The following is a 19,365-nucleotide window of genomic DNA, read 5'->3' on the forward strand; positions in this document are numbered from 1 at the left end:
GTATCAGAGCGTTACTCAATAACACCGCAGGCCATGCGAGCACCGCCACCACCCAGTGGCATTGGATGGTCAGCATAGTTATCACCACCGGCATGGATCATCAGCGCATGTTGTTTCAGCTCGGATAACGATTTCAGGCGCGGAGCCAAGAGCTGATAGGTGGCGGTGCCATCAGCATTGACCACTAGCCCCGGTAAATCCCCCAGATGCCCTTTATCATTATAAGGGCCAAGGTGAGTGTCGGTTTTTTGCGGGTCAAGGTGGCCACCAGCGGCAAGGGCAGGCACGGCTTTACCCTCTTTCTGGCCCGGTGCACAACTTGGCTTTTCATGCAGATGGAACCCATGGATACCTGCTGCCAGCCCAGTCAGATTGGGGGTAAACAATAAACCATAAGCGGTTTCTGTTACTGTAACAGTACCCAGCACCTTGCCATTACCTTCGGGCAGAGATTCATTCATGGTCACGGTAACGCTGGCAGCCAGCAAGCTACCGGAGAACAGCATCGCCGGTAACAGTAAGTATTTCAATTTCATCAGTTATCTTCCTTTATGCATGATTATCGAGTCATTCGGGTGATTAATAAGGATAACTGTTGATGAATTATCTGCACGATAGCAGTGTTATAGATGTGAGTCAGATGAGGGTTATTTGCCAGATTCAGATGAATCTGGCAAAGGGCAATCAATGACAACAAAAAGTAGAGTGCAGTCATGACTGACTTTTAACGTCTGTCAGAGCGTTGCTCCGTGGCCTAGCACAATAGCTTTGAATAAAGAAGAAGGTATGGCGGTTGTTTCCTGGTTTAATCGCTTCTCAAAAGCAAAAGATAATAACTCATCACGAAATTCCGGCATTGCCGCTGTCGCGTCACTAAGAATAGCGCTATCAACTGCATGGCCACTATCTAGATAAGTATCGCCAAACATTTCCTTATTTAAGTCATCCATTTCTTTCTGTAACTTTGCCGTTTTTTCATTATAGTCAAATTTGATCTCATCTATTGTTAACTTGCCAAGAGTAACATCAATAAATTCTTTTTCAGTAATAGGGGTTTTACCTAAATCAATAAATATACTTTTTATTACCTCATGACTATCCACAGACTTAATCGCGGCGAAAAGAATATGATTCTCTATATTTTTCTCCTTAGCCGAAATTAACAGATCGTCAGTCAATTTATGAGCAGATAATACAATCAATGATGCTAGATTTCCTATGTGCACCATTCCGCGGCTAGAAGATGAATTAATCAGTTTGCTGTGTTCAGGATATTTATTTATGTAATAAGATTGTTCATTCACATAAGAACCCATCTCCTTCGGTTGAAGGAGATCCTTTATTACTTCCCTTACTTCCTTTTTATACCGTATAATTTCTTTATAAAAAAGATAGGTTTCTATATCCTTAACGCCACACTTCACCATTTTAATGAAATCAAGCACATCAAAATTAGAAATTTTCTTAGCAACATACTCCAGCGAGTGGTCGTCAACCTTCAGTTTCTCAAGTATGTATAATGCTGCCACATCGGTTTTGCCATAAACACCATAGCGATGCATTAGTTTAGCGACTTTATCGCTTACCTTATCAGACTTAACCGAGCTAAAGTCAGCTCTGTGTGCCCCATCAATATAAATCCCTTCACTAATTAACTTAATATCTTCAGCTATCTCTGTGGATAAAGAACTAGAATTGTATTCATTTTCAAAATGATAATCCATTATATACTCCAATTAGTTTTTATTAACACTAGCATACTTACTAATTGATACTATATAAAATTAAATTATATGCCTAATGATATTATCTTTATAATACTTATTTTTATAACAATAAGAATATAACATTATTATTGAGAAAGAATAAAAAATACACCTAAATTATAGTTAACAATCGGATAGCTATATTAATGATAATATTAAGACTATAAGTCTATGGTTATCTCCACTTTGGCAACACTGATTATATTTCATCTTGGTTTTGCCTAAACAGACAATCTTCAGATAACACATTGAAGTTGATAGTGGATTAACTGCCAACTCTGCTGTTTTTTTAGATGATGCCCCAAAATAAAACACCCTGTCAGCTTATCGCTCACAGGGTGGGGGTGATCATCTCATTAACCCACCGAAGTGGATTTTTCAATCAACTTTTCAGAAGATAAGGCGCAGTAAGATTACTGACCTTTCACTTCTTTCAGACCGTTGAATGGTGCGCGGTCGCCCAGCGCCTCTTCAATACGGATCAGTTGGTTGTATTTAGCAACACGGTCAGAACGGCTCATAGAACCGGTTTTGATTTGGCCTGCTGCAGTACCTACTGCCAGATCGGCAATGGTAGCATCTTCGGTTTCGCCTGAACGGTGAGAGATAACCGCGGTGTAACCTGCATCTTTCGCCATCTTGATAGCAGCCAGAGTTTCGGTCAAAGAACCGATCTGGTTGAATTTAATCAGGATAGAGTTAGCAACACCTTTCTCGATACCTTCTTTCAGGATCTTGGTGTTGGTTACAAACAGATCATCACCAACCAGCTGGATTTTGTCACCCAGAACTTCGGTCTGGTATTTGAAGCCAGCCCAGTCAGATTCGTCCAGGCCATCTTCGATAGAGACGATTGGGTACTGTTTAGTCAGATCTTCCAGGAAGTGAGTGAACTCTTCAGAAGTGAAGGCTTTGTTGCCTTCGCCGGCCAGAACATATTTGCCGTCTTTGTAGAATTCAGACGCCGCACAGTCCATCGCCAGAGTCACATCTTTGCCTAACTCGTAGCCAGCTTGTTTTACCGCTTCAGCGATAACAGCCAGTGCTTCAGCGTTAGAACCCAAGTTTGGTGCATAACCGCCTTCGTCGCCGACTGCAGTGCTCATGCCTTTGGATTTCAAAACCTTAGCCAAAGTATGGAACACTTCAGAACCGATGCGAACAGCTTCTTTCAGAGTTTTAGCGCCGACTGGCTGAATCATAAACTCTTGAATATCAACGTTGTTATCAGCATGTTCGCCGCCGTTGATGATGTTCATCATAGGCAGTGGCATAGAGAACTTACCTGGGGTGCCGTTCAATTCAGCAATGTGCTCGTACAAAGGCATGCCTTTAGACGCTGCTGCTGCTTTCGCTGCTGCCAGAGAAACAGCCAGGATGGCGTTAGCACCAAACTGGGATTTGTTCTCAGTACCGTCCAAATCGATCATAATTTTATCGATGTTAGCCTGGTCTTTGGCATCTTTACCCAAAACTGCCTGAGCAATTGGACCATTTACTGCGGCAACGGCTTTCAGAACGCCTTTGCCCAGGAAACGGGATTTGTCACCGTCACGCAGTTCCAGTGCTTCACGGGAACCAGTAGAAGCACCTGATGGTGCCGCAGCCAAACCAACAAAACCGCCTTCCAGATGAACTTCGGCTTCTACAGTTGGGTTACCACGGGAGTCGATGATTTCGCGACCGATGACTTTAACGATTTTGGACATTAGATTTTCCTCAGTACAAGTTAAACTAAAACTCCAGACAGAGGGGGCGACATCGCTGCCGCCCCTTCTACCAAATATTTTATTTCACCTGGCGCTTCTGATAATCACCAGCCGCTTTCACAAAGCCGGCGAACAACGGGTGACCATCACGTGGCGTCGAAGTAAATTCTGGATGGAACTGACAAGCCACAAACCATGGATGGTTTGGCAACTCGATAATTTCCACCAGTTTGTTATCCGCAGAACGCCCGGCAACACGCAACCCGGCAGCTTCAATCTGCTTCAACAGCATATTGTTGACTTCATAACGATGACGGTGGCGCTCAACGATGGTAGGTTCGCCATACATCTGACGTACCAAGCTACCTTCAGTCAGGTTGCAAGGTTGCCCACCTACACGCATAGTACCGCCCAAATCGCTCTCTTCCGAACGCACTTCAACGTTGCCGTTTTCATCACGCCATTCGGTGATTAATGCAACCACCGGATACTTACAGTCTGGCACAAATTCTGTGGAGTTCGCGTTTTCCATTCCCACAACATTGCGGGCAAACTCCATCAGTGCAACTTGCATCCCCAGGCAGATGCCCAGGTAAGGAATATTGTGTTCACGGGCATAGCGTGCCGCCAGAACCTTGCCTTCCACACCACGGTAGCCGAAACCACCAGGAATAAGGATAGCATCCAGCCCTTTCAGCATCTCTTCGCCGCGTGTCTCAACATCCTGCGAATCAATCAGCTTGATGTTCACCGTCAGGCGATTTTTCAACCCACCGTGCTTCAGGGCTTCAATTACAGACTTATAGGCATCCGGCAGTTCTACGTATTTACCAATCATCCCGATGGTCACTTCGCCACCTGGATTTGATTCTTCGTATAATACCTGTTCCCACTCAGCGAGATTTGCTTCAGGACAAGTTAAGCTGAATCGTTTACAAATATAATCGTCAAGGCCCTGTGATTTCAATAGCCCTGGGATTTTATAAATGGAATCAACGTCTTTTAGGGAGATAACCGCTTTTTCTGGCACATTACAGAACAGCGCGATTTTGGCACGTTCATTAGCAGGAACTGCGCGATCAGAACGGCAAATCAGCACATCTGGCTGAATACCAATTGAAAGTAGCTCTTTTACCGAATGTTGCGTTGGCTTGGTTTTCACTTCACCAGCCGCAGCCAGATAAGGAACCAATGTCAGGTGCATGTAAAGCGTGTGCTCGCGGCCAACATCAACCGCCATCTGACGAATAGCTTCCAGGAATGGCAGGGATTCGATATCACCTACGGTGCCGCCAATCTCAACCAATACCACATCGTGGCCTTCGCCGCCTTCGATGATGCGCTCTTTGATGGCATTGGTGATATGAGGAATAACCTGAATAGTTGCACCCAGATAGTCGCCACGACGCTCTTTACGCAGGACTTCAGAATAGATGCGCCCCGTAGTGAAGTTATTACGACGGGTCATTTTGGTGCGAATAAAGCGCTCATAGTGCCCTAAGTCCAGATCGGTCTCAGCACCATCTTCGGTGACAAAAACTTCCCCGTGTTGTGTCGGGCTCATGGTGCCCGGATCCACGTTGATATACGGGTCCAGTTTCATGATGGTAACGTTGAGGCCACGGGCTTCAAGTATAGCCGCCAGAGAGGCTGCGGCAATGCCTTTACCCAGAGAGGATACGACCCCGCCGGTCACAAAAATATAATTAGTTGTCATGCTGAACCTGAGAGTTTAGGTTTAAAGACGATGGAAGTACCAGGACGGGAAAGTAGTATACCGGAACCTTGGTTTCGCTACAAATGATCTCCACGACCATGGCGGTTTTCGCTGCCAAAACCGCGCGGAACATCGTCTTACTATCCGTTATAATTCAATATATTAACGTAATTAAAATTCAACAACCATCCGTAAAATGAATTAAAACACCTTACATTTCAGTTTCTTGCTTTTTAACTTGCTGCCAGGCGGCTTCCATCTCAGCGAGTGTGGCACTCTCCATGGTACGACCTGATGCTGTAACTATTTGTTCTACCTGACGAAAACGCCGCTCAAACTTACGATTAGCCGCCTGTAGAGCATTTTCCGCTTTATGACCTAAATGGCGGGATAAATTCACCGTGGCAAACAACAAATCACCGATCTCTTCGCCCAACTTATCCTCATCGACCACCGCTTGACGCGCCTCGAACATCACCTCATCAATCTCTTCGTAGACTTTATCCAGCACTGGCCCCAGCGTATCCCAATCAAAGCCCACCGACGCACAGCGTTTCTGGATTTTATGGGCTTTCATCAATGCGGGCAGTGCATCAGGGATATCATCCAAAGCCGAATACAGTGCCTTTTCGGCCCGCTCCTCCGCTTTACGGGACTCCCAACCTGCCAGCGCGGCTTCACTGCCAATAGTCGCCTCAGCGGCGTGCTGAGCTTCATTGGGGAACACATGCGGATGGCGGCGCACCAGCTTATCACTGATGGCGTGACACACATCATCAAACGCAAACCGCCCCTGCTCCTGCCCCATTTGCGCATAAAACACCACCTGAAACAGCAGATCACCCAATTCGTCGCGAAGATCGTCGAAATCCTTGCGCTGAATCGCATCAAGCACTTCATAAGTCTCTTCCAACGTGTAGGGCGCAATAGTGTCAAAAGTCTGCTTACGATCCCACGGACAGCCGTGCTCAGGGTCACGCAAGGTGCGCATAATATCCAACAAACGTTGCAGAGCTAAGGCGGTGGAGTTGGGAGTCGAAATTTGGGTCATGACGATTTATCACTTTTGTTATTTGCACAATATCAGCGGAAAGGATAGGCAGAAGAGTAAAGTGTCCGCACCACGGATGGCGCGGCACCAGCCCCCAGGGGTGGGTTTACGGCGTCTTTACGATCTGCCTAATTCTCTCCGCAGCAGATACATTTTTTATCAATATGCCAAAGCGCAGTAGCCGCTTATACCCTTCGCCCTTGAAGCCGCAGGGTTGTTAGCTGCGCTCACTCACCCGAATCACTTACCTGAGTAAGTTCATCGGGATTTGTTTGCTTGCCGCCTAGCTGCAACCCCAATGGCTTTGGGTATAGATAGTTTTAATTGCCGTGCAGCCGACGGGCATCTATCACATCCGGCAACTGATTCAACTTCGCCAATACCCGCCCCAACACCTGCAAGTTATAGATCTCGATATCCATATCAATAGTTGCCATCATCTTTTTGGTATCACTACGGCTAGCAACACCCAGCACGTTGACTTTTTCATTCGCCAAAATGGTGGTGATATCGCGCAACAATCCACTGCGATCGTTGGCGCTTACTCGCACCACCAGCGAATAGCCGCTGGAGTAGCTTTCACCCCAGACGGCATCAACAATCCGCTCTGGCGCATGAGATTGCAATTCAGCCAACTGCTCGCAATCGGCGCGGTGGATTGATATCCCCCGCCCCTGGGTGATAAAGCCAATAATTTCATCACCGGGGATCGGCTGGCAACAGCGAGCAATGTGGTGCATCAGATTGCCGACACCCTCGACCACAATACGCCCACTGTCTTTGCTGGCATTGCGCGGCGGTTGCTGCGTTTTATTCTTCAGGTGGCGTAATGCTTCTAAATCAGCCTCTTCCGCCGTCGGCTTGTTCAGTTTCCCCTGCAGGAAGTTCACCATCTGATTCAGACGGATATCACCACCACCAATGGCCGCCAACACTTCATCCATAGAATTCATGTTATAGCGCGGCACCAGTAGCTTCTCAGCCTCTTTCAGGCTGATATCCATATGCTCCAGCTCGTCATCCAACATCTGCCGACCAGCAAGAATATTCTTGTCTCTATCTTGTTTTCGGAACCAGTTATGTATCTTGGATCGCCCACGGCTGGTGGTGACGTAACCGAGGTTAGGGTTCAGCCAGTCGCGACTTGGATTCGGCTGTTTCTGAGTGATGATTTCAATCTGATCACCCATCTGCAACTGATAGGTAAAGGGCACAATGCGCCCACTGATTTTTGCACCAATACAGCGATGGCCCACATCACTGTGGATATGATAAGCAAAGTCCAGTGGCGTAGAACCGGCTGGAAGATCAATAACATCGCCTTTCGGGGTAAACACATATACCCGATCGTCAAATACCTGACTGCGCACTTCATCCAGCATCTCGCCGGAATCAGCCATCTCTTCCTGCCAGGCAATCAGTTTGCGTAACCAGGCAATGCGCCCTTCATAACCAGAGCGGCCTGCGACCACGGCCCCCTCTTTGTACTTCCAGTGCGCAGCAACCCCCAGCTCGGCATCTTCATGCATCTGGCGGGTACGAATCTGAATTTCCAGAGTTTTTCCGCGCGGGCCTAATACCACGGTATGGATCGACTGATAACCATTGGGTTTAGGGTTAGCGACATAATCATCAAATTCATCCGGTAAATGACGAAAATGGGTATGCACAATCCCCAGCGCGGCGTAGCAATCCTGCAAGCGCTCCACCACCACCCGCACAGCGCGCACATCAAATAGCTCATCAAAAGCGAGCGATTTTTTCTGCATTTTGCGCCAGATACTGTAGATATGCTTGGGGCGACCATAAATCTCAGCTTTGATACCTTCATCCGCCATCGCTTTGTGCAATGAAGCAACGAAGTCATCAATGAATTGCTCACGATCGATACGTCGTTCGTGGAGTAATTTGGCAATTTGCTTATATTCGTCGGGGTGCAGATAACGGAAACAGAAGTCTTCCAGCTCCCATTTTATCTGGCCGATCCCGAGGCGGTTAGCCAGCGGCGCATAGATATTGGAGCACTCTTTGGCGGCCAAAACACGAATCTCTTCTGGCGCATCTTTCACTTCGCGCAGATGGGCGATGCGTTCTGCCAGTTTGATCACCACGCAGCGGAAATCTTCCACCATCGCCAGTAGCATACGGCGCACGTTATCCACTTGCTCGGAGCTCATGGAGTCATTGTGGGTGGCTTTCAACTGACGAATGGCGTCCATATCGCGCACACCGTGCACCAGATAGGTGATGCCTTTGCCAAATTGCTCGGTCAGTGTGGCTTCATCCACCACATTGGCATCCGCTAGCGGGAACAGCAGCGCCGCGCGCATACTGTCATTATCCATGCTTAGGGTGGAAAGAATTTCAACCATTTCAAGGCCGCGCCACAGCAGCAACGAGGCGTCGGGATGGTTTTGCGTCTGCTGCTCACAGTAACGCCAGGTTTCGGCTAATCGCTCACATGACTGCGGATTGGGAAGCCCCAAACTGGCGATCCAATCGTCGAGAGCAAACTCGCCCGCTGGATTCAAATGTGCACTTCGTACCGCAACCATAACTTCTCCCTACTTTGCGACCCCTGACGCCTGCATGAACAGCGCCATAGATTCAAGATGCCCGGTGTGGGGGAACATATCCAACATTCGCACCTGAGCAAGACGGTAACCGGCGGCTAACAACACCTGACTATCCCGTGCCAGCGTAGTGGGATTACACGAAACATACACCACCCGCTTTGGCGCCAGTTTAACTATATGTGACATAACCCCAGCAGCGCCAGCGCGTGCCGGGTCTAATAATACTTTGTCGAATCCTTGAACCGCCCACGGCTGGCAACTGATATCGGATTCCAGATTTTCATGAAAAAATGACACGTTAGGCAATGCATTATTCCGCGCATTATACTGCCCATTCGCCACCAGCGCCGCAACTCCTTCCACTCCGACAACTTCCCGCGCGCGCTTTGCCAGCGGCAAGGTGAAATTACCCATGCCGCAGAACAGATCCAGCACCCGCTCCTGTGGCTGTACATCAAGCCAGGCGATAGCCTGAGCCACCATTTTCTGGTTGACAACATCATTGACCTGAATAAAATCTCGCGGGTGAAATGCTAAACGTAGACCATCAATCTGGTAATAGGGTTCCTCACCAATGAGTTTTTCCAGATTCTCGCCATCACCAGCCAGATAAAACGTCACCTGCTCACGTTTAGCAAAATCAATTAGCGCGGTGCGATCTACCTGTTTAAGGGTATCAAGGTGACGTAAAACCAGCAACGGCCCATTGTCGGCCAACACCAACTCCACATGCCCTAGCCGCTGCACCGCCTGTAAGGCGGATAGACACTGATAAAGCGGTTGCAACAGGCGCTCCAACTCCGGCCGCAGAACTGGGCAGTGCTTCACGCTGACCAAATCGTGAGACTCGGTTTGGCGAAATCCCATCTGTAATCGATGCTGTTTTGGCTGATAGAGCAGCCCCAACCTCGCCCGCCGCCGATAGCCATACTCAGGCCCGCAGATAACCGGCTCTAACTTAGGGCAGAGACCTGTTGCGTGCGCTATCAACCGCGAGAGCGAATCGGCTTTGCTCGTTTGTTGCAGTTGGCTACAGGCGTGTTGCTGCTGACAGCCTCCACAAATTCCAAAGTGAGGGCAAGGAGGCGCGACCCTTTCGCTGCATTGGTTCAGCAAACGTTTAATTTTGCCACGGCCATACTGGCGTTTTTGCTCAACCAGCTCAATTTCAGCTTGCTCTCCCGGTAAAGCGCCAGGGATAAAAATAGCTTTACCTTGATGGCGCGCAACGCCCTGACCAAAAGGGTCGAGGGAGTTTACGGTCACAGTTATCGTTTGTCGGGTCGTCACACGTCGGTTTGCAGAGTAGAATTGCGCCATAATGATTGATCGAGCGTCAGTTTTATAAGCTGCCAATTCTCCCACATTGGAATACCATGACCAAATACAGTCTTCGCGCGCGCATGATGATTTTAATCCTGGCCCCCACGCTGCTTCTTGGGCTGTTACTCAGCACTTCCTTTATGGTCAATCGCTATAATGAGCTGCAAAACCAAATAGTTAACGCTGGCACTAACATTATTGAACCGCTGGCGGTTGCCAGTGAGTACGGAATGACCTTCCGTAACCGCGATACCGTCCGACAGTTGATAAATCTCTTTCATCGTCGTCACTCAAATATTGTTCGGTCAATTTCGGTTTTCGACGCAGATAACCATCTTTTTGTCACATCTAACTATAATTACAACTCCTCACAATTAAGGTTACCCAAAGGCGAACCCATCCCCCGTTCGCTGATGCTCTCCTATCGCGGCGACTCTCTGGTCATGCGTATGCCCATTGTCTCCGAATCTAATTTATCCAGTGATCGGGAGTCAGATTCAGATATCACCAGTCGGCCACTGGGCTATATCGCCATCGATCTGGATCTGCAATCCGTGCGTTTGCAGCAATATAAAGAGATCTTTATTTCGACCCTACTGTTGCTGTTCTGCATGTGTGTAGCGATTTTGTTTGCTTATCGTCTAATGCGTGATGTCACCGGCCCGATCCGCAACATGGTGAATGCCGTCGACCGGATCCGCCGTGGGCAGTTAGATAGCCGCGTCGAAGGGCATATGCTCGGTGAGCTGAATATTTTGAAAAATGGTATCAATTCGATGGCGATGTCGTTGGCGGCCTATCACGAAGAGATGCAGCAAAATATCGATCAAGCCACATCCGATTTGCGTGAAACCCTGGAGCAGATGGAGATACAAAACGTCGAGCTTGGGTTGGCGAATAAGCGCGCTCAGGAAGCGGCTCGCATTAAATCTGAGTTTCTGGCGAACATGTCCCACGAGCTGCGAACTCCGCTAAACGGCGTGATTGGCTTTACCCGGCAAACACTGAAAACATCACTGACTCCGACGCAAACCGACTATTTACAAACAATCCAACGCTCGGCCAATAATTTGTTATGCATCATTAATGACGTGCTGGACTTCTCCAAACTGGAAGCCGAAAAACTGATTTTGGAACATATCCCCTTCTCGCTCCGTAGCACACTGGATGAAGTGATTATCCTGCTGGCGCACACAGCTCATGAGAAGGGGCTGGAACTGACACTGCATATTAACAATGATGTCCCGGAGCAGGTGGTCGGGGATGCGATGCGTTTGCAGCAAATTGTCACAAACTTGCTCGGTAATGCGATTAAATTCACCGAACAGGGCAATATCGATATTCTGGTTACCGCGCAAGTACTAACGGCGCAGAGAGTGACCCTAGTGGTTGAGATTCAGGATACAGGCATCGGAATTTCTGAATCGCAGCAGGCCCAACTATTCCAGGCGTTTCGTCAAGCGGATGCCAGTATCTCACGCCGCCATGGCGGCACCGGGCTTGGACTGGTGATTACCGAACGATTGGTCAAAGAGATGGGGGGCGATATCAGCTTCCTCAGCCAGGTGGATCGCGGCTCAACCTTCAAATTCCACCTCACTCTGGATCTCAATGAAACGCTCTCTTATCGCCAACCGGATATGTCATATTTAGAGGGGAAAACGCTGGCCTATATTGAGCGCAACGCCTCTGCCGCCAGGGCCGCACTTGATATTCTCAGCATCACGCCGTTGCAGATAACCCATAGCCCGACATTAGCGCAATTGCCAGTGCAACATTATGATTTTCTGCTGGTCGGCGTACCCATTCCGTTCCGTAATAACATGGCTGTTCATCAGGATAAACTGGTGGCGGCGATGAAGATCTCCGAGCGGGTTATTCTGGCGCTGCCAAGCCAATCACAGGTGGAGGCCGAGCAGCTTAAACAGCTGGGCGCAAAAGCATGTCTCATCAAGCCATTATCATCTAATCGTTTGATTCCTTTATTTTTATCTGAAGAGCCGCTTGAGGTATCACTGGTTGAAGAGCAAGCAGAGAAACCGCTTAAATTACCGTTTAAAGTGATGGCAGTTGACGATAATCCGGCTAATCTGAAATTGATTGGCACCCTGCTGGAAGAGCAAGTTGCAGAAACCGTGCTCTGCGACAGCGGGGCGAAAGCCATTGCCTATGCCCGCGAAAACACCTTGGATATCATTTTAATGGATATTCAAATGCCAGAAATTGACGGCATCCGCGCCAGTGAAATCATTCATCAGATGTCCCATCATCTGGACACTCCGATCATTGCCGTCACCGCTCATGCGGTCAGGGGGCAGCAAGAGCAGTTATTAAAATTGGGTATGGCTGATTATCTGGCAAAACCTATTGATGAAGCCCGATTGATACAAGCGCTCTCCCGTTATAAGCACGATAGCTCGTCACCACTCGAGATGAAGGATGATATCCGGCCAATCGTGCCGCTTGCATATGCAGGAGCAATAGATTGGCCATTGGCTATCAGGCAGGCAGCAAATAAAGAGGATCTCGCCAAAGATCTACTCACCATGCTGTTAGCGTTTATGCCGCAGGTAACAGATCGTGTGCAGGCGATTCTGGCAGGAACAGATGATGACGATATCCTGAATCTGATTCACAAATTCCACGGCAGCTGTGCATGTAGCGGTGTACCACGGCTAAAACAGCTGTGCATGACAATCGAACAGCAATTGCGTCAGCAAACTGATTTGCAGGATTTGCAACCTGAATGGTTTGAATTGTTAGATGAGATAGAGAATGTCCGCTATGCCGCTAAAAGCTACTTAGGGGCGGCGTAGCACTCATCCGAACCGCAGAAATAAAAAGGGCACAGCGATAAATCCCTGTGCCCTTTTTGACGCTATTTATTGGATGCTTAGCGCCACATAAATATCGGTTACTGCATCAACAAATAGAGAGAAGTATCACCACGCTGAATGTTCAATGCCAATACCGATGGTTTGGTATCGAGGATTTTCCGCAACTCACCTAGATTCTGGACCGGTTGCTGGTTAATCCCAATGATGATATCGCCTTTTTTCAGACCGATACGTGCAGCTGCACTCCCCGCTTTCACGTTATCGACTTTCACGCCTTTCTTACCATTCACATCAGAGTTGCTCAGTTCAGCACCTTCAATGCCGGTATAGATATTGCCTGAATCAACCTGTGCCTGGCTGCTCTGCTCCAATGTTACTTCCACATTGACAGGTTTGCCGTCACGCAGCAGACCTAAGGTCATTTTGCTACCCACTGGCAGAGTACCAATTTCGGCACGGAAGCCGGCGAAGCTATTGATTGGTTTACCATTCATGCTAACAATTACATCACCAGCTTTGATCCCGGCTTTTGCCGCAGCAGATTTCGGCACGACCTGGCTGATAAAGGCCCCTTTCTGCGCATCAACATTCATCGCTTTTGCTAGCTCAGAGTTCAGCTCAGCACCCATGATACCCAGCTCACCGCGTTTCACCTGACCAAACTCAACCATCTGAGATGTCAGGTTTTTCACCATGTTGCTCGGAATGGCAAAACCAATCCCAATGTTGCCGCCGTCTGGTGCCAAAATAGCGGTATTGATCCCGATCAGCTCACCGCTCAGGTTGATCAAAGCCCCCCCAGAGTTACCACGGTTAATCGCCGCATCAGTCTGGATAAAGTTTTCGTAGTTTTCCACGTTCAGACCGCTACGGCCCAAGGCAGAGACAATACCAGAGGTGACGGTTTCGCCCAGACCATATGGGTTACCGATAGCAACGGTATAGTCGCCTACGCGCAGTTGATCAGAATCTGCCATTTTAATTGCGGTCAGATTTTTAAAATCTTTCAGCTGCAATAACGCAATATCAGTACGTGGATCTTTACCAATCACTTTCGCTTCATAGCTGCGGCCATCGCTCAACTTGACATTGATTTTGGTCGCATTATCCACCACGTGGTTATTGGTAACGACGTAACCTTTAGCCGCATCAATAATTACACCCGAACCCAGTGCACGGAACTCCTGCTTGCTTGGCACAGCGCCTTTACCGCCTTGCCCCCCCTGACACATCGGAGAACCCTGGAACGGAGAACCGTCCTGGCAGAATGGTGAATCATCACCAAAGAACTGCTGGAACTGTGGTGGTATACCACCAGCAGCTGCATTGCTTACCTGGGTGCTGCCTTCCACATTGATACTGACCACGGAAGGCATGACTTTCTCTAGCATTGGCGCCAGGCTAGGGAGCAGCTGGCTGCTAGAAGGCGCCGTTTCTGCCGAAATGGCAGAAGAAACCGGCCCCATGACTAAACCGATGCTCAATGCCAATGCACTTAACACTAAAGTTGTTTTCTTCATCTATTTTGTTTCTCGCTATACAATTAATAATGATTCAATAAATGGTGAGTCGCAGACTAATGCCGTCTTGCATAGTAAGATTAAATATGGGGGATGAAGTTCACAGACCCAAGAATCAGAATAGTAAAAAATATTGTCCGTCTTTACAAAACTACAGTTAATTAAACGGACAATTAAATTTGCCTGCATACTATTCCGCAGCCATTAAGCGCCGATATTCATCATAAGCATAAAGATCAGTCATGCCACTGATATAATCCTGAATTAAACGAGCACGATAATAATATTCATATATCTCATATTGTTCAGGCGGTAATTTACGTAACCGCTCCACGGATTCAGCATAAGCCAACCGGTGCTTAGTTGATAATTTATGGAATAATCGGGTTTCAATGAGATACTGACGGTGGTTATCTTCTGTGACTAATGCCGTAAATGCCGTTTGCGGCATAGCTAATAGCGGACTATAAATATCGAGCAACCCACTAATAACTCTATACCCTTGTAATTCAAGCTGTTCTACTTCAGGATGATTAAATACGTGCTTTACAGCTACCTTTTTAAAAATTTGCAGTAATTTACATGCAGCACTGGAATCTTCTAATAATGCCTGATTAAAGGAACCGGAAAATACTGCGGGTAGATTCTCAATAAAACGCTGTGCGGCATGTGGAACTAATTTCCCTACCGTATTGACTCGTAAATACATAAAAAATTGATCTTCGGTACTTCGCCGACCTTGTTCGCGTCCTAATTGCCGAAATGCCCCACCCACCACTTTATCAAACAGATCACCATGGGTAACATCGCCCCACTCCTTCACCATATGATCATAAAGTTGCTCGACGCTGAAAATATTTTTTTCCACTGCGTCTTCTAAATCGGCAATACAATAAGAGATATCATCGGCAGCTTCCATAATATAGGTCAGCGGAAAACGGTCAAACTCTCCCATATTGAGTTCACGGCGCAAATCTTTAACATAGTTCTCTTCGGCAAGATAAAAACCGGGTTTTTTCATCAAATAGTTATGGGAAGGTGGAATATCGCCTGACCAATAAGCCGGTTTGGTATATTTAAGGATACAGCCCACCTGAGCATAGGTCAGATTCAGTTTTAATAAGCTGTAAACCAGCCGTATCGCTTGTGCGTTACCTTCGAACTGACTCAAATCATGGCGAATTTTGCTGCGCAGCACATTAAGTTCTGCTTCCCCTTCCCGCAGCCTCAATGCATTTACCTGACAATGATCCTTGCCCCGTGGCTCGATCCCTCCTCCATTTGGATCCATCTGCTTGGTAAACCAGTTATTGATTGCTGACTCACCAAAATGACCAAAGGGCGGATTGCCGATGTCATGCATCAGACAGGCCATTTCCACAATACTTTCAAAGGGATCAAGCAACTTATCCAGCCCATAAGTCGTGATTTTCTTATCCTGCTTAAAGCGATTAAGGACTTCTTTGGCAATATAGCGGCCCACCTGCTGGACTTCTAGTGAGTGAGTTAAGCGGCTGCGTACCGCGGCATTACGCTCCAGCGGAAACACCTGGGTTTTTTGTTGTAAACGCCGAATAGCGGCAGAGTTTACAATACGCCCACGATCGCTTTCAAATACCCGGGTAATCTCATATTCATCTTCCGCCGAACTAGATTTACCAAATGGCCGCTGAAAACTGATTTTCTGCTTAAAGTCGATCCCAGACATATTTCCCCCTGATATTTCAATACAAACAGTGATACCCACTCTTGCTCGTAGAAGCAATTGATAACGTATGAACTGCGGCACATTACGCATTATCTTTGCTTAGCTACCCGAAGATCTCACTTAGCTGATAAACTGTATGCCGATAATTACAGATGAATTCACTCGTTAAAATCAGCAGGTATCCCTATGAAAGTTGGCATTATTGGTGCAATGGAAGAAGAAGTGACGCTGCTGCGTGACAAAATTGAAAATCGCCAAACCTTATCCCGGGCGGGTTGCGAAATTTATAGCGGCCAACTCAATGGCGTGGATGTCGCATTACTGAAGTCAGGTATTGGCAAGGTAGCAGCCGCAATGGGTAGCACCTTGCTGCTAGAACATTTCCAACCTGATATCGTGATCAACACTGGTTCGGCGGGTGGCCTGGCTTCCAGCCTGAAAGTGGGCGATATCGTGGTCTCGACTGAGGTTCGCTACCACGATGCCGATGTCACTGCCTTTGGCTATGAACCGGGCCAGATGGCCGGTTGCCCAGCCGCTTTCGTTGCTGATGCCAGCCTGATTGCGCTGGCGGAAAGTTGCATCAAGCAATTGAATTTAAACGCAGTACGCGGCCTGATTTGCAGCGGAGATGCATTTATTAATGGTGCCGCCCCTCTGGAGCGTATTCGCACCACCTTCCCGACCGTAGCCGCAGTTGAAATGGAAGCCGCAGCAATCGGCCATGTTTGTCATCTGTTCAAGACGCCATTCGTTGTCGTACGCGCTATTTCAGATGTCGCAGATCAAGAGTCTCACCTGAGCTTTGATGAATTCCTGGTTGTCGCCGCTAAACAGTCGACACTGATGATCGAAGCCATGTTAACCACGCTGGCTCAACGCGGTTAATGGGGCAGTTCAGTATTGCCCCCCTGGCGCGAGCTGCAATAACCTTGCCCCGAGCAATTATCCTATTATTGCTCGGGCTGTTTGCCCTTAGCCTGTTCTCCTTGCAGGCACTGGCAGCAGAGCGGATTATCAGTCTGTCGCCCAGCACGACTGAGCTGGCCTATGCCGCTGGATTGGGGGATAAGCTGGTTGCTGTAAGTGCTTACTCCGATTATCCCGAAGCGGCAAAGAAACTGGAACATGTGGCATCGTGGCAAGGGGTAAATGTCGAGCGTATTCTGGCACTCAAGCCCAGTTTGATCCTCGCCTGGCGTGGCGGAAATCCACAACGCCCACTGGATCAACTGGCCTCTTTTGGCATTCCGATCTTCTATTCTGATCCGGTAAATATTGACCAAATAGCCGGTGATCTGGATAAGTTGGCACAGTACAGCCCTCATCCTGAGCAGGCCCATCGAGCCGCTGAGCAGTTGCGTCAGCAAGTCACGGAGTTACGCCACCACTATGCCCGTCAAACCCCATTACGTACTTTTCTGCAATTTGGGACACAGCCCTTATTTACCAGTTCCGGGCATACATTACAGAGCGAGATAGTTTCCCTCTGTGGTGGAGAGAATATTTTTGCGGGCAGCCGGGTTCCCTGGCCGCAGGTGAGCCGCGAACAAGTGATGATCCGCCAGCCACAAGTTATTGTGGTGAGTGGTGATAAGTCTCAGGCAGAGAGCATCAGCGCCTTTTGGCGGCCTCAGCTTGCTGTACCGGTGATAACCCTCAATGAGGACTGGTTTAATCGCGCTGGCCCACGTATTCTGCTGGCCGCTAAGCAGCTGTGCCAACAAATGGCCAGTCTTCCATCCCCTGTGGCGGAGTCACATTAATGCTGGTTTATTGGCTGGATATTTTAGGTACTGCGGTATTTGCTATCTCTGGTGTATTGCTGGCGGGGAAGTTGCGCATGGACCCGTTTGGCGTGTTGGTTTTGGGGGTGGTGACGGCTGTCGGGGGCGGCACAATACGTGATATGGCATTAGCCAATGGCCCGGTATTTTGGGTAAAAGATCCCACCGATTTAGTGGTCGCGATGGTAACCTGTCTGGCAACTATTTTGCTGGTACGTCAGCCGAGGCGAACACCAAAATGGATCCTGCCAGTGCTTGATGCCATTGGTTTGGCGGTGTTTGTCGGTATTGGCGTCAATAAAGCCTTTGCTGCAGGTGCCAGCCCACTGGTAGCTATCTGCATGGGTGTCATCACCGGTGTCGGCGGCGGGATTATCCGCGATGTATTAGCCCGTGAGATCCCGATGATCCTGCGGACTGAAATCTACGCCACCGCCTGCATCATTGGCGGCATTGTCCATGCCACAGCGTTCTATACTTTTGGCATGCCATTACAGCAAGCAATGATGCTGGGGATGGTGATAACACTCGGTATCCGCCTTGCCGCCATCCGCTGGCGCTTAAAACTGCCAACATTTGAAATTGAGCATTAATAGCGGCCCTCGCAAGATTCCCTGTGCAATAAAGCGTATTTTTTGTACTATGCGCTGGTTTTTTAGGTTCAGCGCCGAACTTTTAGACTTTCACCCAGTCTATTAGCTCTCTTTATGATCCTATCAATCAAGATAGAGCATTTGTGTTGATGTGATTCAAATCTTCAAGTTTTTATATAATTAGCCGATATCTATCTATAGTTATTGCTTTTGCAGCTAGGCAGCAAACGAATAAATCCCAATGAGCTGACACTAGTCAGTGATTTGGGTGAGTGAGAGCAGCTAACAACGCTGCGGCGTCAAGTAAGAAGGATATCCCCATTTGGCAGGCTAAATGGGACACCGACAGGTTAACTGCAGTTAAAATCATGAAAGCTATTTTTCTTATGTTTTGGCTGGTATTTTTTGCCAGTTCGTCGCTAGCTCAGGGGCTTAGCGGCACAATAGATATACGCCTGACTATCGTGTCATCTTGCCAGGTGAAATCATCGAATCAGAATGTAGATACCACCCATGATTCAAAAGCGAATTACCCAGCAATACAATGTCATAAAGGAGGTGGATTGGTTACAGAACCTAAAATCAGCCATACCTTTATTGCTCCTGATGGCATGCTGCTTAGTAAAAACAGCACTCGTCAGATGGCGCAGTTGATTACTGTTGAGTGGTAAGGTGCAGATGTAAAAAAACCGCAGCTCACACAACGTTGCGGTTTTTTTTATCGAAATTTTGATGGTAGCTTTATTTCCAACGTAGAGATAAAACGATTACCCAAAGT

Annotated in this window: 14 protein-coding genes; 5 read left to right on the forward strand and 9 right to left on the reverse strand. The window is 48.0% G+C overall.

Features of this window, described 5'->3' with window-relative positions; translation table 11 throughout:
• Positions 1-11: 11 nt before the first annotated feature.
• The 7 genes from sodC to rlmD form a co-directional block, all read right to left on the reverse strand.
• Positions 12-536 carry a superoxide dismutase family protein gene (gene sodC / locus FFE93_RS17245; protein ID WP_138775648.1) on the reverse strand — a complete coding sequence of 175 codons (525 nt, stop codon included), beginning with the start codon at positions 534-536 and terminating at the stop codon, positions 12-14.
• Positions 537-734: 198 nt separating this feature from the next.
• Entirely contained in the window at positions 735-1,724 is a 990-nt protein-coding gene (locus FFE93_RS17250; protein WP_138775650.1) for a hypothetical protein, read from the reverse strand.
• A 455-nt stretch (positions 1,725-2,179) separates the two neighbouring features.
• The gene (gene eno, locus FFE93_RS17255; protein ID WP_004875041.1) at positions 2,180-3,475 is read right to left on the reverse strand and encodes a phosphopyruvate hydratase; all 1,296 of its coding nucleotides are present in this window, start codon (positions 3,473-3,475) and stop codon (positions 2,180-2,182) included.
• Between the two features lie 79 nt (positions 3,476-3,554).
• Positions 3,555-5,192 carry a glutamine hydrolyzing CTP synthase gene (gene pyrG, locus FFE93_RS17260; protein ID WP_032899044.1) on the reverse strand — a complete coding sequence of 546 codons (1,638 nt, stop codon included), beginning with the start codon at positions 5,190-5,192 and terminating at the stop codon, positions 3,555-3,557.
• A gap of 211 nt (positions 5,193-5,403) precedes the next feature.
• On the reverse strand, positions 5,404-6,243 hold the full coding sequence (gene mazG / locus FFE93_RS17265) for a nucleoside triphosphate pyrophosphohydrolase (protein ID WP_057647984.1): 840 nt from the start codon (positions 6,241-6,243) through the stop codon (positions 5,404-5,406).
• Between the two features lie 320 nt (positions 6,244-6,563).
• Positions 6,564-8,798, reverse strand: a complete 2,235-nt coding sequence (gene relA / locus FFE93_RS17270) for a GTP diphosphokinase (RefSeq protein ID WP_049599698.1) — start codon at positions 8,796-8,798, stop codon at positions 6,564-6,566.
• Between the two features lie 9 nt (positions 8,799-8,807).
• Positions 8,808-10,139, reverse strand: coding sequence for a 23S rRNA (uracil(1939)-C(5))-methyltransferase RlmD (gene rlmD / locus FFE93_RS17275; protein WP_138775652.1), 1,332 nt, complete (start codon positions 10,137-10,139; stop codon positions 8,808-8,810).
• Positions 10,140-10,195: 56 nt separating this feature from the next.
• Between rlmD and barA the strand changes: the two genes are divergently transcribed.
• Positions 10,196-12,958, forward strand: coding sequence for a two-component sensor histidine kinase BarA (gene barA, locus FFE93_RS17280; protein ID WP_032899083.1), 2,763 nt, complete (start codon positions 10,196-10,198; stop codon positions 12,956-12,958).
• A gap of 98 nt (positions 12,959-13,056) precedes the next feature.
• Here barA and degP read toward each other — a convergent pair whose 3' ends face one another.
• Positions 13,057-14,499 (reverse strand): serine endoprotease DegP, encoded by a 1,443-nt coding sequence (degP, locus tag FFE93_RS17285; RefSeq protein ID WP_138775654.1) that lies wholly within the window; start codon positions 14,497-14,499, stop codon positions 13,057-13,059.
• 190 nt (positions 14,500-14,689) lie between these two features.
• On the reverse strand, positions 14,690-16,207 hold the full coding sequence (gene dgt / locus FFE93_RS17290) for a dGTPase (RefSeq protein ID WP_138775656.1): 1,518 nt from the start codon (positions 16,205-16,207) through the stop codon (positions 14,690-14,692).
• 186 nt (positions 16,208-16,393) lie between these two features.
• On the opposite strand from dgt, the gene mtnN reads away from it, so the two are divergent.
• From mtnN to FFE93_RS17310, 4 genes are all read left to right on the forward strand, one after another.
• Positions 16,394-17,095, forward strand: a complete 702-nt coding sequence (gene mtnN, locus FFE93_RS17295) for a 5'-methylthioadenosine/S-adenosylhomocysteine nucleosidase (RefSeq protein WP_138775658.1) — start codon at positions 16,394-16,396, stop codon at positions 17,093-17,095.
• Complete coding sequence (btuF, locus tag FFE93_RS17300) at positions 17,095-17,973, forward strand: vitamin B12 ABC transporter substrate-binding protein BtuF (RefSeq protein WP_054872222.1); 879 nt, start codon at positions 17,095-17,097, stop codon at positions 17,971-17,973. The genes mtnN and btuF overlap by 1 nt, the downstream gene beginning before the upstream one ends.
• Positions 17,973-18,587 carry a TRIC cation channel family protein gene (locus FFE93_RS17305; protein ID WP_019211026.1) on the forward strand — a complete coding sequence of 205 codons (615 nt, stop codon included), beginning with the start codon at positions 17,973-17,975 and terminating at the stop codon, positions 18,585-18,587. Before btuF ends, FFE93_RS17305 begins: the two co-directional genes overlap by 1 nt.
• 272 nt (positions 18,588-18,859) lie before the next feature.
• Positions 18,860-19,258: a hypothetical protein gene (locus FFE93_RS17310; protein ID WP_138775660.1), complete on the forward strand. Its 399-nt coding sequence runs from the start codon at positions 18,860-18,862 to the stop codon at positions 19,256-19,258.
• Positions 19,259-19,365: the final 107 nt, after the last annotated feature.

This window comes from Yersinia sp. KBS0713 (genome assembly GCF_005937895.2).
GTDB classification, from domain to species: domain Bacteria; phylum Pseudomonadota; class Gammaproteobacteria; order Enterobacterales; family Enterobacteriaceae; genus Yersinia; species Yersinia bercovieri.

Excerpts from the sequence above, each read along its gene's own strand:
- btuF (WP_054872222.1), top strand. The coding sequence starts at position 17,095 with ATGGGGCAGTTCAGTATTGCCCCCCTGGCGCGAGCTGCAATAACCTTG.
- relA (WP_049599698.1), bottom strand. The coding sequence starts at position 8,798 with ATGGTTGCGGTACGAAGTGCACATTTGAATCCAGCGGGCGAGTTTGCT.
- FFE93_RS17305 (WP_019211026.1), top strand. The coding sequence starts at position 17,973 with ATGCTGGTTTATTGGCTGGATATTTTAGGTACTGCGGTATTTGCTATC.
- FFE93_RS17250 (WP_138775650.1), bottom strand. The coding sequence starts at position 1,724 with ATGGATTATCATTTTGAAAATGAATACAATTCTAGTTCTTTATCCACA.
- dgt (WP_138775656.1), bottom strand. The coding sequence starts at position 16,207 with ATGTCTGGGATCGACTTTAAGCAGAAAATCAGTTTTCAGCGGCCATTT.
- degP (WP_138775654.1), bottom strand. The coding sequence starts at position 14,499 with ATGAAGAAAACAACTTTAGTGTTAAGTGCATTGGCATTGAGCATCGGT.
- pyrG (WP_032899044.1), bottom strand. The coding sequence starts at position 5,192 with ATGACAACTAATTATATTTTTGTGACCGGCGGGGTCGTATCCTCTCTG.
- barA (WP_032899083.1), top strand. The coding sequence starts at position 10,196 with ATGACCAAATACAGTCTTCGCGCGCGCATGATGATTTTAATCCTGGCC.
- sodC (WP_138775648.1), bottom strand. The coding sequence starts at position 536 with ATGAAATTGAAATACTTACTGTTACCGGCGATGCTGTTCTCCGGTAGC.
- rlmD (WP_138775652.1), bottom strand. The coding sequence starts at position 10,139 with ATGGCGCAATTCTACTCTGCAAACCGACGTGTGACGACCCGACAAACG.
- eno (WP_004875041.1), bottom strand. The coding sequence starts at position 3,475 with ATGTCCAAAATCGTTAAAGTCATCGGTCGCGAAATCATCGACTCCCGT.
- mtnN (WP_138775658.1), top strand. The coding sequence starts at position 16,394 with ATGAAAGTTGGCATTATTGGTGCAATGGAAGAAGAAGTGACGCTGCTG.
- mazG (WP_057647984.1), bottom strand. The coding sequence starts at position 6,243 with ATGACCCAAATTTCGACTCCCAACTCCACCGCCTTAGCTCTGCAACGT.